The organism is Cupriavidus sp. C3SS-1 (genome assembly GCF_057073755.1).
In genome coordinates this window covers 2848213-2863195 of the sequence record NZ_CP172699.1, presented here as the reverse complement: position 1 = coordinate 2863195, position 14983 = coordinate 2848213, and the positions used below count along the sequence as shown (strand labels likewise).

14 protein-coding genes are annotated in these 14983 nt (G+C 67.0%); 12 read left to right on the top strand and 2 right to left on the bottom strand.

Annotated elements, in window-relative coordinates; genetic code table 11:
* Positions 1-131: 131 nt before the first annotated feature.
* The 6 genes from ACIGJC_RS13310 (at position 132) to ACIGJC_RS13285 (ending at position 5976) form a co-directional block, all read left to right on the top strand.
* Positions 132-1247, top strand: a complete 1116-nt coding sequence (locus ACIGJC_RS13310; RefSeq protein WP_483709365.1) for a substrate-binding domain-containing protein — start codon at positions 132-134, stop codon at positions 1245-1247.
* Between the two features lie 44 nt (positions 1248-1291).
* The gene (locus ACIGJC_RS13305) at positions 1292-2314 is read left to right on the top strand and encodes an ABC transporter substrate-binding protein (protein ID WP_276098550.1); all 1023 of its coding nucleotides are present in this window, start codon (positions 1292-1294) and stop codon (positions 2312-2314) included.
* Between the two features lie 73 nt (positions 2315-2387).
* Complete coding sequence (locus tag ACIGJC_RS13300; protein WP_483709363.1) at positions 2388-3206, top strand: ABC transporter permease; 819 nt, start codon at positions 2388-2390, stop codon at positions 3204-3206.
* Between the two features lie 10 nt (positions 3207-3216).
* Positions 3217-4083 carry an ABC transporter permease gene (locus tag ACIGJC_RS13295; protein WP_483709361.1) on the top strand — a complete coding sequence of 289 codons (867 nt, stop codon included), beginning with the start codon at positions 3217-3219 and terminating at the stop codon, positions 4081-4083.
* Positions 4076-5137 (top strand): ABC transporter ATP-binding protein, encoded by a 1062-nt coding sequence (locus ACIGJC_RS13290; RefSeq protein WP_483709360.1) that lies wholly within the window; start codon positions 4076-4078, stop codon positions 5135-5137. Before ACIGJC_RS13295 ends, ACIGJC_RS13290 begins: the two co-directional genes overlap by 8 nt.
* Entirely contained in the window at positions 5134-5976 is an 843-nt protein-coding gene (locus ACIGJC_RS13285; RefSeq protein WP_483709359.1) for a phosphodiesterase, read from the top strand. Before ACIGJC_RS13290 ends, ACIGJC_RS13285 begins: the two co-directional genes overlap by 4 nt.
* 91 nt (positions 5977-6067) lie before the next feature.
* On the opposite strand, the gene ACIGJC_RS13280 is transcribed toward ACIGJC_RS13285, so the two are convergent.
* Positions 6068-8062, bottom strand: a complete 1995-nt coding sequence (locus ACIGJC_RS13280) for an AI-2E family transporter (RefSeq protein ID WP_483709358.1) — start codon at positions 8060-8062, stop codon at positions 6068-6070.
* A 168-nt stretch (positions 8063-8230) separates the two neighbouring features.
* Positions 8231-9151, bottom strand: a complete 921-nt coding sequence (locus tag ACIGJC_RS13275; protein WP_483709357.1) for a hypothetical protein — start codon at positions 9149-9151, stop codon at positions 8231-8233.
* 437 nt (positions 9152-9588) lie between these two features.
* Between ACIGJC_RS13275 and ACIGJC_RS13270 the strand changes: the two genes are divergently transcribed.
* The 6 genes from ACIGJC_RS13270 (at position 9589) to ACIGJC_RS13245 (ending at position 14982) form a co-directional block, all read left to right on the top strand.
* The gene (locus ACIGJC_RS13270) at positions 9589-9972 is read left to right on the top strand and encodes a lysozyme inhibitor LprI family protein (protein WP_483709356.1); all 384 of its coding nucleotides are present in this window, start codon (positions 9589-9591) and stop codon (positions 9970-9972) included.
* 4 nt (positions 9973-9976) lie between these two features.
* The gene (locus tag ACIGJC_RS13265; protein WP_483709355.1) at positions 9977-10756 is read left to right on the top strand and encodes an N-acetylmuramoyl-L-alanine amidase family protein; all 780 of its coding nucleotides are present in this window, start codon (positions 9977-9979) and stop codon (positions 10754-10756) included.
* A 159-nt stretch (positions 10757-10915) separates the two neighbouring features.
* A complete protein-coding gene (locus ACIGJC_RS13260; protein ID WP_483709354.1) occupies positions 10916-11854 on the top strand; it encodes a LysR family transcriptional regulator in 939 nt (312 codons plus the stop codon).
* 70 nt (positions 11855-11924) lie between these two features.
* Positions 11925-12893: a Bug family tripartite tricarboxylate transporter substrate binding protein gene (locus tag ACIGJC_RS13255; RefSeq protein ID WP_483709353.1), complete on the top strand. Its 969-nt coding sequence runs from the start codon at positions 11925-11927 to the stop codon at positions 12891-12893.
* Positions 12894-12952: 59 nt separating this feature from the next.
* On the top strand, positions 12953-14188 hold the full coding sequence (locus tag ACIGJC_RS13250) for a CaiB/BaiF CoA transferase family protein (protein ID WP_483709352.1): 1236 nt from the start codon (positions 12953-12955) through the stop codon (positions 14186-14188).
* A complete protein-coding gene (locus ACIGJC_RS13245) occupies positions 14185-14982 on the top strand; it encodes an enoyl-CoA hydratase/isomerase family protein (RefSeq protein WP_483709351.1) in 798 nt (265 codons plus the stop codon). The genes ACIGJC_RS13250 and ACIGJC_RS13245 overlap by 4 nt, the downstream gene beginning before the upstream one ends.
* Position 14983: the final 1 nt, after the last annotated feature.

Genomic DNA, 14983 nt, shown 5'->3' with positions numbered 1-14983 from the left:
CCTTCCCGGCTGCCCGCGTGACGCGGCGCAGCGACGGAATGTCTTGACTCCCGATTTTTTCCGCCTTCAATGAAAACGTTTTCATCCGGCCGCGCTGCTGTGGTTGCCGGCAATTCTCGAAACACTCAGCCGTGACGCGAAGACACCTCATCGATGGCAAGCCGGAAGCCAGGCCCGACAGCGGCGGCGCGACGCTGCTGGACGTGGCTCAGGCCGCGCGCGTGTCGCTGGCGACTGCGTCGCGCGTCTTCAGTACGCCCGCCTTGGTGCGCGACAGCACCGCACAGCGTGTGCTCGACGCGGCGCATAAGCTGAGCTTTCGCCCGAACCTGCTCGGCAGCAAGCTGCGCGCCCAGCAGTCCCGGATGATCGGCGTGATGCTGCCGACGATGGACAACGCGGTGTTCGCCGAATGCTGGCGCGGGATCGAGGAGGCGGCGCTCGCCGCCGGCTACTCGCTGATGCTGGTCACGAGCGGCTACGACCCGGCACGCGAGCGCGAGCGCGTGGAGTACCTGCTGCGCCATCGCGTCGACGGCATGGTGCTGACGGTTGCCGATGCCGCCCGCAGCGCGGTGCTGGACCAGCTCGACGCCGAGGGCGTGCCCTATGTGCTTGCGTACAACCAGGCCAGCGTGCGCGGCCGGCGGCATTCCGTTTCCGTGGACAACCGCGGCAGCGCGTGCGCGGGCGTGGAGACGCTGATCGCCGCCGGGCACCGGCGCATCGTCGTGGTCTCGGGCGCGTTCGTCGCCTCGGACCGCGCGCGCCAGCGCTTTGCCGGCTACCAGGACGCGATGCGCGAACACGGCCTCGAACCGGTTCCGGCACTCTGCCTGCCGTCGCACACCGCCAGCAATGCGGCGCAGATCCGCGCGCTGATGGACGCTGACGACGCCCCCACGGCCTTCTTCTGCACCAACGACCTGCTTGCGATCGGCGTGATCGCCGACCTCGGCCGGCTCGGCCTGCGCGTGCCGGCCGACGTGTCCGTGCTCGGCTACGACGGCATCGCGCTCGGCAGCGTGGTCGAGCCGACGCTCGCGACCGTGGTGCAGCCCAACACCGACATCGGCGCCCGGGCCGTGCGCCATCTGCTGGCGCGGCTGCGCGCCGCGCCCGACGACGCGCCGGCGCCCGCGCGCGTGACGCTGCTGCCGCACGCTTTGCGCGTGACCGGCACCATCGCGGCGCCGCCGGAGCGTGCCAATCCGAGTACTCGCGCGCGTGTCCCGCGTATCCCATAACCCAGCGTCTTCACCACCGACAGTTGCCAACCAAGGAGCCTCTCATGCAACCGTTCTCCGCCTGGCGCCGCCCGCTGCGCCGGATCGCCCTGATGTTCGCCGCCGCGGCATTCAGCCACGGAGCCTTCGCGCAGACCGCCATCTGCTACAACTGCCCGCCCGAATGGGCCGACTGGGCCGCGCAGATCCGCGCCATCAAGGAAAAGACCGGCGTTACCGTGCCGCTGGACAACAAGAACTCCGGCCAGTCGCTGGCGCAGCTGGTGGCGGAGAAGGCGAGCCCGGTGGCCGACGTGGTCTACTACGGCGTGACCTTCGGCATCCAGGCCAAGAAGGACGGTGTGACCGCACCGTACAAGCCGGCGCACTGGAACGACATCCCCGATGGCCTGAAGGACCCGCAGGGCAACTGGTTCGCGATCCACTCGGGCACGCTCGGCTTCATGGTCAACGTCGACGCGCTGCGCGGCAAGCCGGTGCCGCAGTCGTGGGCCGACCTGCAGAAGCCCGAGTACAAGGGCCTGATCGGCTATCTCGACCCGGCCAGCGCGTTCGTCGGCTACGTCGGCGCGGTCGCCGTCAACCAGGCGCTGGGCGGCACCTTCGACAACTTCGGTCCCGCGTTCAAGTACTTCAAGGATCTGCAGAAGAACCAGCCTATCGTGCCGAAGCAGACCGCCTACGCGCGCGTGCTCTCGGGCGAGATCCCCATCCTGCTCGACTATGACTTCAACGCGTACCGCGCCCGCTACAAGGACCACGCCAACGTGGCCTTCGTGATCCCGAAGGAAGGCACGGTCGTGGTGCCCTATGTGATGAGCCTGGTCAACAAGGCCCCGCATGAGGCCGAGGGCCGCAAGGTGCTGGACTTCGTGCTGTCGGATGCCGGCCAGGCGCTGTGGGCCAATGCCTACCTGCGCCCGGTGCGCAGCAGCGCGGTCTCGAAGGAAGTCCAGGCGCGCTTCCTGCCGGCCTCCGAGTATGCGCGTGCCAAGCCGGTCGACTTCGGCCGCATGGCCGACGTGCAGAAGGCCTTCAGCGAGCAGTACCTGAAGGAAGTGCGCTGAGCACGCGCTGGTAATGGTCGGTCGTCCCCGCGCGCCGCGCGAGCGGGGACGACGCCACGGCAAGGCCCCTCCCATGACAAAGCGAAATCTTCTCCTGTTCGGCTTCGCGCTGCCGGCACTGGTCGTATTCCTTGCGTTCTTCTGCCTGCCGATGGCGCGCCTGGTCGCGGTCAGCGTCGACGGCCCGCAAGGCGCGGGCGTGTACTGGACCGTGCTGACGAGCCCGCGCTATCTGCACAGCCTGATGGTGACCGTGCTGCTGTCCGGCGCCGTCACGCTGGCGACGCTGGTCATTGCCGGCATCGCCGGCACGTTCCTGCAGCGCAACCCCGTGCCGGGCAAGGCAGCGCTGGTCGCGGTGCTGACGTTCCCGCTGGCGTTCCCCGGCGTGGTGATCGGCTTCATGGTCATCATGCTCGGCGGGCGCAACGGCCTCTCGGCGATGGTCGGCGACTGGCTCGCGGGCGAGCGCTGGGCCTTTGCCTACGGGCTTGCCGGCCTCTTCGTCGGCTACCTGTACTTCTCGATTCCGCGCGTGATCCTGACCGTGATGGCGGCGGTGGAGAAGCTCGACACCTCGCTCGAGGAAGCCGCGCGCTCGCTCGGCGCGAGCCCGTGGCGCGTGGTGCGCGACGTGATGCTGCCCGCGCTGATGCCGGCGATGCTCTCCAGCGGCGCGATCTGTTTCGCGACCAGCATGGGCGCGTTCGGCACCGCTTTCACGCTGGCCACGCAGCTCGATGTGCTGCCGCTGACGATCTACAACGAATTCACCAACTACGCCAACTTCGGCATGGCCGCCGCGCTGTCCATCCTGCTGGGCAGCGTGACCTGGGCCCTGCTCGCGGTGGCGCGCTGGTTCTCCGGCGATGCGGTCGCCGCCACCGCGTAGGAGCCTGATCATGTCTAACGTTCGCCCCGGCCTTCGCTACTGGCTTCAGCTCGCGCTGACGCTCGCGGTCTGCCTGTTCATGATCGTGCCGGTCGTGCTCTCCGTGCTGGCCGGCCTCACCAACAATATTTTCGTCGGCATTGCCAGCGGCCTGACCACGCGCTGGCTGGAAGAGGTCTGGTCGCTGTACCGCAATACGATCTTCCTGTCGCTTGGCATCGCGCTCGCCTGCCTGGCCTGCACGCTGGTGCTCGGCGTGCCCGCCGCGTACTATATGGCGCTGCGCCGCAACCGCGTCACGCGCCTGATCGAGGAGCTGCTGATGCTGCCCGTGGCGATCCCGGGCCTGGCCACCGCGCTCGGATTGATCCTGCTCTACGGCCAGTGGCAGGCGCTGCGCACGAGCTGGGTGTTCATCCTGATCGGCCACGTGCTGTTCACGCTGCCGTTCATGGTGCGCGCCGTGCTGGCGATCCTGTCGGCCATCGACATCCGCACGCTCGAGGACGCCGCCGCCAGCCTTGGTGCGAGCCGCATGCAGCGCTTCTTCACGGTGATCCTGCCGAATTGCCGCCAGGGCATCCTGGCCGGCGCGCTGATGGTGGTCACGCTGTCGGTTGGCGAATTCAACCTGACCTGGATGCTGCATACGCCGACCACGCAGACGCTACCCGTGGGACTGGCCGACAGCTATGCGTCGATGCGGCTCGAGATCGGCTCCGCCTACACCATCGTGTTCTTCGTGATGATCATTCCGCTGCTGGTGCTGATGCAGGCGCTGGCCGCCATGGGCGCGCGCGCCCGCAGGCACATCCGCGCCGAGGTGCCGGCCGTGACCGCCGCGCCCGCCACCCCCACCGAGACCCGCCATGCATGAATCCACGACCATTCGCCTGCGCCGCTGCGGCAAGACCTTCGCCGACGGCGCACTGGCGCTGCAGCCGCTGGACCTGGACATCGGCGCCGCCGAGACGCTGGTGCTGCTCGGCCCCTCGGGCTGCGGCAAGACCACTACGCTGCGCATCATCGCGGGACTGGAGTCGCCGGACGCCGGCGGCGAGGTCTGGTTCGGCGACGCCAACGTGACGGCGCTGCCGATCGAGCAGCGCGGCGTCGGCATGGTGTTCCAGAACTATGCGCTGTTTCCCAACATGACGGTCGCCGAGAACATTGGCTATGGCCTGAGCGTGCGCCGCGTGGACGCGGCCACCCAACGCCGGCGCATCGACGACATGCTCGGCATGATGCATCTCGGGCCGTTCGCCGACCGCCGCGTCGACCAGCTTTCGGGCGGCCAGCGCCAGCGCGTGGCGCTGGCACGCGCCATTGCCGTGCAGCCGCGCGTGCTGCTGCTGGACGAGCCGCTGACCGCGCTCGACGCTAAGCTGCGCGATGCGCTGCGCGCCGACATCAACCAGCTGTTGCGCAGCCTTCGCATCACGGCCGTCTACGTGACGCATGACCAGGCCGAGGCGATGGCGCTTGGCGATCGCATTGTCGTCATGGACCGGGGCCGCATCGCGCAGGCCGGCACGCCGCAGGAGATCTACCGCGCGCCGGCCAACGCGTTCGTCGCTGACTTCATCGGCACGATGAACCGCCTTTCCGCCACGGCTGAGCACGGCGGCGCGTGGCGCGTGCCGGGCGGCGTGGTGCCGCGCGACGGCGCGACGGTGGCCAGCCCCCGCGCCGAACTCATGTTCCGGCCCGAGGACGTGGCGCTTGCACCCGCCGGCAATGCGCACGTGCAGGGTGCCGTCGTCACCGCGCTGTTCCTCGGCAACTGCACGCGGCTGCTGGTGGACGTCGGCGCCGGCGCGCCGCTGATCGTCGACACCACGCGGCGCGACGGCTGGCAGGCCGGCGAGCGCATCGGGCTGCGCATCGACACCGCGCACATGATCACACTGGCGGAGGCCGAGGCAGCATGAACACGCCCTATCTTGTCGCGCATGTCACCGATCTGCACATCAAGGCCGGCGGCAAGCTCTCCTACCGGATGGTCGATACCGCCGGCGCGCTGCACCGCTGGATCGACACACTGCTGGCCCTGCCGCAACGCCCGGACCTGGTCATCATCACCGGTGACCTGGTCGACTTCGGCGCCGAGGCCGAGTACCGTTTCCTGCGCGATATCCTGCAGCGCCTGCCGATGCCGTACCGGCTGCTGCCCGGCAATCACGACAGCCGTAGCCAGCTGCGCGCCGTCTTTGCCGATCACGACTACCTGTTCGCCAACGGCGCCGGTGAGGCGCCGGTCCACTATGCCGTCGACGCGGGGCCGCTGCGTCTCGTTGGGTTCGACTGCACGGTGCCCGGAAAGCCGGGTGGACGCGTCGATCCCGCCGCACTCCCATGGCTCCATGCCACGCTCGCCGCGGCGCCGGCCACGCCGACGCTGCTGCTGCTGCACCATCCGCCGTTCCACACGGGCATCGGGCATATGGACGAACAGGGGCTGGACAATGCGGCGGCGCTGGAGGCCGTCGTGCGACAGCACCCGCAGGTCGAGCGCGTACTGTGTGGCCACCTCCATCGCCACATCACACGGCGCTTCGCCGGCACCATCGCGATCACCGCGCCCGGTCCCGCGCATCAGGTGGCGCTGGACCTGGACCCGCAGGCACCGTCGCGCTTCCGGATGGAGCCGCCCGGCTACCTGCTGCACTGGTGGCATCCTCGGCACGGCCTGGTTACACACGCCGCCGCGATCGGCGAATATGGCGCCGCGCATCCGTTCTTCGATGCGCAGGGCAAGCTGATCGATTGAGCGTAGAACGCCTTGCGAGGGACATGTCTTGCGCATCAACTGCGCGCCGCGCACGCATTGGTGGCATAGCGGCAACGTAATGGAAAAGGCGTTAGCTGGATTGCGGCGCCGTTATCAGTCCTTGCGTCACGGCAGAGTGGGGCAAGTCGGCGCCAGCCGCACTCCCGGCTTCCCCGGCCGCTTCCGCCGCGCGCTCCGAACGGACCAGGGCTATTACCTGGCTGAAGGACGACGCGGCAAAGGCTGTCGTGCCGCGATGCTCCTGGGTGTCCCGCGACATCTCCGACACGAAGCCAAGAATCAGCCTCGCGGCAGGCGCTCGCCGCTGAAGCCGCCGCAGCAGAATACGGAGATAGACGTTCGACTGTCCTGCATCGAGCGACGTGATGCAGATGGTCCCCATTGCCGGCAGATTCTCCGGGGAAAATCCCGTGCGGGAGAACTGTTCATAACTGGCGGCCTCTGCCTGAATACCTGCCCTGGACAGAAGTTGTACGGTGGCCGCCGCGACCAGTTCATCGAGCCCCCCGCGACCGGCAATGCAGAGCACGGGGCCGGCAACCGGCGCGCCCGAAGCGGCCGCCTCGGCGGCGATTCCGGTTGCTTCGCGGGCTGGCGGCAGGCTCGGGACCGGTCCGTCATCATCGCCGGAAATTGGCGTGTCGCTGACCGGCTCATCGATATCTTCGAGCCCATCGATGATATCGAGCAGCGCTTCTCGGATGCGGGCAAGCTGGTCGGGCAGGATAACGCCCCGCATCATGTCGTTGTGTGCGAGCTTCAATCCCTCCAGCATGACAGTGTCGTAGTACTCGGCAAGGGTCATGTCCTTCAACAGGGTTTCGGCCTGTCGCAACGCTTCGTCCGGATCATCCGCAAGGATGCGCTGGTAGAAGTTGGTCGGCGGCGATAGAGGCGGTCGATCCCCCAGCAAGACTTCAAGAAACTCCAGCTTGTCGACATGCCGTCCAAGGATGACCAGGCACAGCGTGAGCGGCGTCGAAAGGATCAACCCCACCGGTCCCCAGATCCAGCTCCAGAAGATGGCGGCAACCACCACCGCGACGGGAGAAAGCCCCGTGCTGCGGCCGTATAGCAGAGGCTCGATGACCTGTGCGGTGAGGAGATCCGTAGCGCCGAAAAGGCCAATCGTCCAGAGCAGCATGGTCCAGTCAGGGCCCGTGGCCGCCAGCACGAGTGCGAGCAGCGCCCCGATCCACGTGCCGACATACGGAACGAACCGAAGCAGCGCCGTGATCACGCCGACCAAGATGGCACCCGGCACCCCGATGGTTGCCAGGCCAGCCGAGATGACGATCCCCACGCCGACGTTCACCCCGAGCTGCGTCAGGAAGTAGCGGCTCAAGCGGTGAGCGGCCTCGTTCATGGCCGTCGTGGCACGATGCAGGTCACGAGACCCGAACAGTCGGATCAGCCGGTCGCGCAAGTCTTCGCGCTGCAGGAGAATGAAGATCGCCACCACCAGCACGATGCCTGTGGTCTGGAGCGGGCCGACGATGGGCGAAAGATATTCCCTCATCAGGGCGAGCGGTGATGCCGGGGGCTCCTGGACAGCGACGGGCATCGGTGCCCGCTCTTCCTGTTTGCGGCCTGAGACGGTCGCACTTGGGACGCCCGCGCCGCCGGCTGCATGCGAAGCGTGAACTGGCCGTTTGATGAGGTTTGATGCACTCGCCAGAAGATCATCAAGCCGCCCGACCGTGGCCTGCTGGACGAACTGGACTCTTTTCTCGATCGTAGCCTGGTAACGCGGCAGGTCGGCGGCGAGCTGCGCGACCTGCGCGCCGATCAGTGTCCCGATTCCGCCCATGACTGCCAGCGCCAGCAACACCGCAATGACAACCGAAGGGACTTGTCCAAATCTGAGCCGCGCCAGAATGTCCACCAGCGGCGCGACAAGAAAACTGAGCAGCACCGCGAGCGTAACGGGCATCAACACATCACGGCCAAGATCCAGGGCGCAGATGACCACAACCGCGGTGATGAGCGAGGTCAGCTCCCGCAGGGTAGGAGCGTCCGCGGGCGCCACCTTCGTTGTGGGCCATTCAGGTCGGTTCTTGCCCATCGCGGATACCCCTGCCCGACGCAAGGGATCCTCATTCGAAGGGTTCAAGGCGCCTTGGACTTCTGGCTAATGCGAGAACAGCGCGATCAGGATGATGAGAGGAATCGGTACGCCAAGCAGGAAGAGGAGGATGGAACGCATGATTGTCTCCCGTTGGTTAGATGGAATTCAGAGGTCGCGTTGCCGGCCGCCGATCGTGGCCAAAAGGCTTGCCGCGAACGCGCCCATCAGCAGCGAAACGAAAAGCCAGAGTGATGCGTAGATACCGGCTTTTCTCGCCTTGTCGGCTGCAGCCTTTGCGGCGGCTTTGGCGTCCGCCATTCTTTGCTGAAGCTGCGAATAGGTGGTCGTGACACGGGTCTGCGCGGCGTCCGGCGAGGACCCTGTTCGCCTGGCAACCAGCCGCGCGGCATAGCGAGTGTCCGTGGACGACAACTGGCCGCCCGATGCCAGACTGTTCAGGAATATGCGTACGACTTCTTCCCGGTCTGCAGCCCTTCCTTCGGCGCTGACATTGGGGGTGGCCGCCGCAGCGTCTGGCTCGCGAAACAGGCCATCGACGAGATAGCCCATCGGCCATGTATCGACCGCGGCGGACGCATTCCCACGGTCCTTCATGGTGCCCAATGCGCTACCCGCTGCACCGGCCGACGCCGCTTGCGCCGTGGTGTGAAAGAGCCCCGACGCGGCAGACGCGATCAGGATCGCCGTGACGAGCGTTGCCGCTGCCCAACTGAGAAAGCCGTGCGCGGTATCCCGGAAAAAGGTCTCGTCCGCATGGATCGTGACCCAGCGCTTTCTCAACCGACCGGCCAGGTAGCCACCAAGTCCGGAAGCCAGGATCTGCGTCACGCAAATCCAGACAACAGCCGCGATGCCGAATCGTGCGGCGCTTTCCCCCCGGGGTGCCCAGGGCGAGATTGCCGACAGGCCAAGCCCGGATCCGAGCATGAGGAGGATGAGGGAAAACGCCGCAGCAGCGACCGCGCCCGCGAGAATCGCCCCCCACGATACTGCGCTGCCAAGTGACGACGCCGAAGGGGGGTCTTCCAGGATAGCGTGGCGCCGCGTGTCTCCGAATTCTTCCATGTGGATCTCCTGTCTACGGGGAAGCGCCGGACGCTTCCGCCGCGGGCATGCTGCCCTCCGTCAGCGACGATGGAAGCACTACTTGTGCCTGGTTTGTCTGCGCAGGCCTTCTATGGCTTCTACAGCCGGCATTTGGGACTTTGCTCCCTCGGCACGGCTGGAATCATTGTGATGGTCAAGTAATTTCGAGAATCAGATGAGGTCTGGCGGGTAAATCTTGCACCTGCGCCCCCGCGCCTTGCTGCACATGCGCCTCAATCGCGCGCCCACAGGAACCGCTGCCAGATGGGCAGGCGGCAGATCCGGTGGCATCTGTTTCGATGCGCACGCTCCCGACAGATGCGGTTGCAAGGTCGGGCGGATACACTGGCGGACGTTGTCCACCCCGCCTGGTGGCTCGTCTGCCGCCAGGCTGTTCCTAACTCGATACCGAGCCCATGAAAGCCATCCTTTCCGCCCTGACCCTTGCCCTGCTGGCCCCCATTGCCGCCCACGCCGCCAACGAATGCGACAAGTACCGCACCAGCTACGACAAGACGTATTGCTTCGCCAAACTGTTCCTCGAATCCGACAAGGAACTGAATACGAGCTACAACGACCTGCGCGGCCTGGTCGGCGATAGCGTGAAGCAGCAGTTGAAGGATACCCAGCTGGAATGGATCAAGTACCGCAACGCTTCCTGCGAAGCGAGCGGCGCCATCGACGTCGATTGCAACTACCGCGTGAACCGCGACCGCGCCGAGTACCTGCGCGACCGCGTGCGCGAATGCAAGGCGGGCACGTGCCGCAACGACATGATCAGCAAGAAGTCCTGGAACTGATCCGATGACGCGGGCGATCTCTCGTGGCCGCCGCGCGGTGGTGGCGGGGCTGGTGGCCGGTCTTTCTGCGGTCGCCTGCGCGTCGCAGTCGCCGGCCGGCCCGCGCCCGGTCCGCATCGTCATTGATCCCGGCCACACGCCGTCGCTGGGCGGCGCGCTGGGCGTACGCGGTGTCCATGAGGTGCAATACAACGACCGGCTGGCAGCGCGGCTGGTACAGGCGCTTTCGCTGGCGGGCTTCGATGTGGCCTTGACCCGTGGCCCGACCGAGAACGTGTCGCTGGAAGGGCGGGCGCAGTACGCGAACGCGCGGCAGGCGGACCTGTTCCTGGCAATCCACCACGACTCGGCGCAGTTGCAGTTCCTCGAAAAGGTCAAGGCGGGCGATCTCGACGCGTATCGGACTACGCGGCCCATCGCCGGGTATTCGATCTTCGTGTCGCAACGCAATCCGCGCTTCGCGCAAAGCTATGCGTTTGCGCAGATGCTTGGCGAGGAAATGCGCAAGCTGGGGCGCGCGCCAACGCTGCATCATGCGGAGCCCATCGCCGGCGAATCGCGGGAACTGCTGGCGCCGGATCTCGGCATTTACCGCTTCGATGACCTGGTTGTGCTGCGGCAAACCGTGATGCCCGCGGTGCTGCTGGAGGCGGGCGTGATCGTGGATCCGGCTGACGAAGGCTATGTCAGTGATCCGGGAAACCAGGCTCGCATGGTCAATGCGGTGGTTGCCGCGGTGCGGCGGTATGTGGAAGCCGCGAGAGCCGACTACTCGAAGCGGTAGGGGGCGCCGACTGTCGCGGGGCGGGGAAACCCGCAATTGCCGGGCCAGGTCGCGCAGCCGACAATCGGCGGGCACACGAATCTTCCGGGATGCACTGGGGACTCACCGACCCTCATCCGTAGACCGCCCCGTAACGGCGCCACCAGCGCGCAGACCACCGTGACGTCCTCCGCCCCCTCGCGCAATCCCCGCCTTCATTTCGACCTCACCACCATCCAGCTGTTCATCGCCGTGGCCGACCAGGGCAGCATCACGCGCGGCGCGGAGCGCCTGCATCTGGCGGCGGCTGCCGCATCCCGCCGCATCCTCGAACTGGAATCCCAGCTCGGCGTCTCCCTGTTCGAACGCCTGCCGCACGGCATGGCCCTGACCGAAGCCGGCCGCGCGCTGCTGGCCCACGCCCGCGGCATCACCCACACCGTCCAGCGCATGCAGGACGATGCGTCGTCGTTCGTCGGCGGCGATCTCGGCGTGGTGAGGGTGGCGGCGCCGAAGTCGGCCGTGATCCAGTTCCTGCCGTTCGATATCCAGCGCTGCGCCGCCGCCTGCCCCGGTGTCCGCATCGACCTGCAGGAGATGAACAGCCAGGAGGTCCAGCAATGCCTGCGCCGTGGCACGGTGGATATCGGCATCTACGAAAGCAGCCTCGGCGTGATCGACATGCCGACCGAGCCGTACCGCTCCGACCGGCTCGTGCTGGTGGTGGCGCGCGGCCATGCGCTGGCGCGGCGCAAGCAAGTCACGACGGACGATGTGCTGGACTGCGACCTGATCGTGCTCGGCGAGAGTTCGGCGATCTCGATCGGGCTGGAGCGGCTGGCGGAGGAGGCCGGCCGCGTGCTGCGGATGCGCATGCGCGTAGGGGGCTTCGATAGCATCGCCGCGCTGGTCGCCCAGAACCTCGGCGGTGGCGTGATGCCGGAAGCGATCGCGGCCGAGGTGGCTGCCGGCAGCAGGTTCGTGCGGCAGCCCATCGCGGGGCCTTGGGCGGCGCGACAGTTCGTGCTGTGCCACCGGCCCGAAGGCGCGCTCTCGTCGGCCGCGCGGGGCGTGCTGGCGGTGCTTGCGCAAAACGCGAAACCTGAATCGTCCAAATAGCGATAGCCCGCGGCGGCCGCATTGCGCATCATGGGCTCCATAACTACCAGACACAGGACGGAGACACGCAATGCAGCGCAGGCAATTCATTCTCGCGGCTGCGGCCGGATTGGCGGTGCCCGGCCTTGCTCGGGCCGCGGTCGAGGTGCATGGTCCGGTGCGGATCGTGGTCGGCTTTGCACCGGGCGGCGGCACGGACGTGCTGGCGCGCGTGATCGGGCAGAAGCTCGGGGTCATGTGGAACACCAGTGTGCTGGTCGAGAACAAGCCGGGCGCCACCGGCGCGATTGCCGCCGCCTATGTGGCCAAGCAGCCGCCTGACGGCACCACGCTGCTGATGGCCCACGTCAACAGCCATGCCATTGCCCCGGCGCTGCTCGACGTCAAGTACGACCCGCGCACCGATTTCTCGCCGATTTCGATGGTCGGCGTCACGCCCAATATGCTGACCTGCCGTCCCGAGCAGAAGGTGCGCACGGTGGCGGACATCGTGGCGCTGTGCCGCAAGAACCCGGGCAAGATTTCATTCGGCTCCTCGGGCATCGGCTCGGCGCAGCATCTGGCGCTGGAGATGTTCCGGATGCAGGCGAAGCTCGATGTGGTGCACGTGCCGTACAAGGGCTCGGGACCGCTGGTGGCGGACCTGCTCGGCGGCCAGATCGACTATGCCTTCGACACCATGACCGCTGCCACGCCGTTTATCCAGCAGGGCAAGGTGATCGCCATTGCGCAGACCCGCCTGAAGCGCGCGGCCAGCCACCCCAATGTGCCGACGCTGGCGGAGTCCGGCTTTCCCGGGCTGGATGCAGCCTCATGGTACGGCCTGGTGGGCCCGAAGGGCATGGCGCCGGCGCTGGTGCAGCGCATGAACGAGGACGTCAACCGCGCACTGGCCATGCCCGATGTGGTTGAACGCCTCAAGAGCTTTGGCGCCGAGGATTCCGGCGGAACCAGCCAGCAATTCGCCGCTTTCATCGCGTCCGAGTCCGCCAAGTGGGCCAGGGTCGTGAAGGACGCCGGCGTCAAGGCAGAGGCCTGATGGCCGCGCGGCGCCGCAACCTCGCACGCCGCTCCAACTATCTCTCCAGGAAGTACCCGATGACAGATTTCAGCGAACCCTGCGGCCAGGCATCCGCACGCCCATTGCCGCTGGCCGGCGTGCGCGTGCTCGACGTCAGCCAGGTCATGGCCGGGCCCTATGCCTGCATGCTGCTGGCCGACCTCGGCGCCGACGTGATCAAGATCGAACCGCCCGAGGGTGGCGACCAGACGCGCGGATCGATGGGGTTCAAGATGAAGGGCCCGGACAGCATGGGCTTCCTCAATATGAACCGCAACAAGCGCAGCGTCACGCTCGATCTCAAGACCGAGTCCGGCCGCGAGGTGCTGTATCGCCTGGCGCAGACGGCCGATATCCTGGTCGAGAACTATCGCCCGGGCGTGATGAAGCGCCTCGGCATCGACTACGAGACGCTCAGCCAGATCAATCCGAAGCTGGTCTACTGCAGTATCTCCGGCTTTGGCCAGAGCGGCCCGTGGGCCGGCCGGCCGGGCTTCGACCTGATGGCGCAGGCCATGTCGGGCGTGATGAGCGTGACCGGCTATCCGGGCGGCGCGCCGGTCAAGGCGGGCGTGCCGGTGGCCGACATCGGCTGCGCGCTGTTCGCGACCTACGGCATGCTGTCCGCGTATATCGGGGCCAAGGCAACGGGCAAGGGGCAGTATGTCGATGCGTCGCTGTTCGATTCCGCACTGGCGTTCTCGATCTGGGACACCTGCGAATACTGGGGCACCGGCCGCGAGCCCGAGCCGCTTGGCACGGCCAACCGCATGAGCGCGCCGTACCAGGCAATGAAGGCCGCCGACGGCTACTTCGTCATGGGCGCGACCAACCAGAAGCTTTGGCAGCTGCTGTGCAAGACCATCGACCGTCCGGATTTGCTCGCCGATGAACGCTTTGCCACCGTGGCGCTGCGGCTTAACAATCGCAAGGCACTGATCGCGGCGCTGGAAGAGAGCTTCGCCGCGCAGGGTAGCGACTACTGGATCGAGCATCTGCTTGAGGTCGGCATCCCGGCGGGGCCGATCCTGACCTATCCGCAGGCCTTCGACAGCGAGCACGGCCGGCACCGCCAGATGCGCATCGAGATCGATCATCCGATCGAGGGCAAGGTGCCGAATATCGGCTTCGCCGTGAAGATGGGCGGCACGCCGCAACAGGTACGGCGCCCGCCGCCGTTGCTGGGCCAGCATACGGCGGAAATCCTGGCCGAGCTTGGCATTTCGCGCGATCAACAGCAGTCGCTGGCGGCGGCCGGCGCGTTCGGCGCATGAGTACCGCACAGTCCGATGAAGGGCAGGTCACGCTCGCGACAAAAGGGCAGGTCGCGACGCTGACCTTCGACCGTCCCGCTGCGCGCAACGCGATGACGTGGGCCATGTACGAGCAACTTGCCGCGCACTGCCGCACGCTGTCCGCCGAGGGCAACGCTGGCGCGCGCGTGGTGGTCATGCGCGGCGCGGGCGGCGAAGCCTTTGTCGCGGGCACGGATATCGCCCAGTTCCGGCAGTTCTCCGGCGGTGACGATGGGGTGGGCTACGAAGCGCGCATCGACGCGGGCATCGGGCTGGTGGAGCGATTGCCGATGCCCACCGTGGCAGTCATCGAAGGCTGGGCAGTCGGCGGCGGTCTTGCTATCGCGACCGCATGCGACTTCCGTATCGCTTCACCGAAAGCGCGCTTCGGCGTGCCGATTGCGAAGACGCTCGGCAATACGTTGTCCGCGCAAAATCTCGCCAAGCTGCGTGCGGCATGGGGGCTGCAGCCCGTGCGCCGCATGCTGCTGCTCGCGCAGATACTCGATGCCGATGCGGCGCTGGCGTGCGGCTTTCTGGAAGGCGTATATGCGCCTGAATCGCTGGACGGCGCGGCCAGGGACCTGTGCGACCGGCTCGCAGCACTGGCGCCGGTCACGCAGCGGGTTGTGAAGGAATCATTGCGGCGCCAGACTGTGGAGGCGCTCGCGGATACCGATGACCTGGTGCGGGAGTGCTATGGCAGCGAAGACTTCCGCGAAGGGGTGGAAGCCTTCGTGGGCAAGCGGCCGCCGCAGTGGAAAGGCAAGTGAA

Bases quoted from the DNA above. Each gene is read 5' to 3' on its own strand.
- ACIGJC_RS13285 (WP_483709359.1), top strand. From the start codon at position 5,134: ATGAACACGCCCTATCTTGTCGCGCATGTCACCGATCTGCACATCAAG.
- ACIGJC_RS13295 (WP_483709361.1), top strand. From the start codon at position 3,217: ATGTCTAACGTTCGCCCCGGCCTTCGCTACTGGCTTCAGCTCGCGCTG.
- ACIGJC_RS13300 (WP_483709363.1), top strand. From the start codon at position 2,388: ATGACAAAGCGAAATCTTCTCCTGTTCGGCTTCGCGCTGCCGGCACTG.
- ACIGJC_RS13245 (WP_483709351.1), top strand. From the start codon at position 14,185: ATGAGTACCGCACAGTCCGATGAAGGGCAGGTCACGCTCGCGACAAAA.
- ACIGJC_RS13250 (WP_483709352.1), top strand. From the start codon at position 12,953: ATGACAGATTTCAGCGAACCCTGCGGCCAGGCATCCGCACGCCCATTG.
- ACIGJC_RS13305 (WP_276098550.1), top strand. From the start codon at position 1,292: ATGCAACCGTTCTCCGCCTGGCGCCGCCCGCTGCGCCGGATCGCCCTG.
- ACIGJC_RS13255 (WP_483709353.1), top strand. From the start codon at position 11,925: ATGCAGCGCAGGCAATTCATTCTCGCGGCTGCGGCCGGATTGGCGGTG.
- ACIGJC_RS13290 (WP_483709360.1), top strand. From the start codon at position 4,076: ATGCATGAATCCACGACCATTCGCCTGCGCCGCTGCGGCAAGACCTTC.
- ACIGJC_RS13265 (WP_483709355.1), top strand. From the start codon at position 9,977: ATGACGCGGGCGATCTCTCGTGGCCGCCGCGCGGTGGTGGCGGGGCTG.
- ACIGJC_RS13270 (WP_483709356.1), top strand. From the start codon at position 9,589: ATGAAAGCCATCCTTTCCGCCCTGACCCTTGCCCTGCTGGCCCCCATT.
- ACIGJC_RS13275 (WP_483709357.1), bottom strand. From the start codon at position 9,151: ATGGAAGAATTCGGAGACACGCGGCGCCACGCTATCCTGGAAGACCCC.
- ACIGJC_RS13280 (WP_483709358.1), bottom strand. From the start codon at position 8,062: ATGGGCAAGAACCGACCTGAATGGCCCACAACGAAGGTGGCGCCCGCG.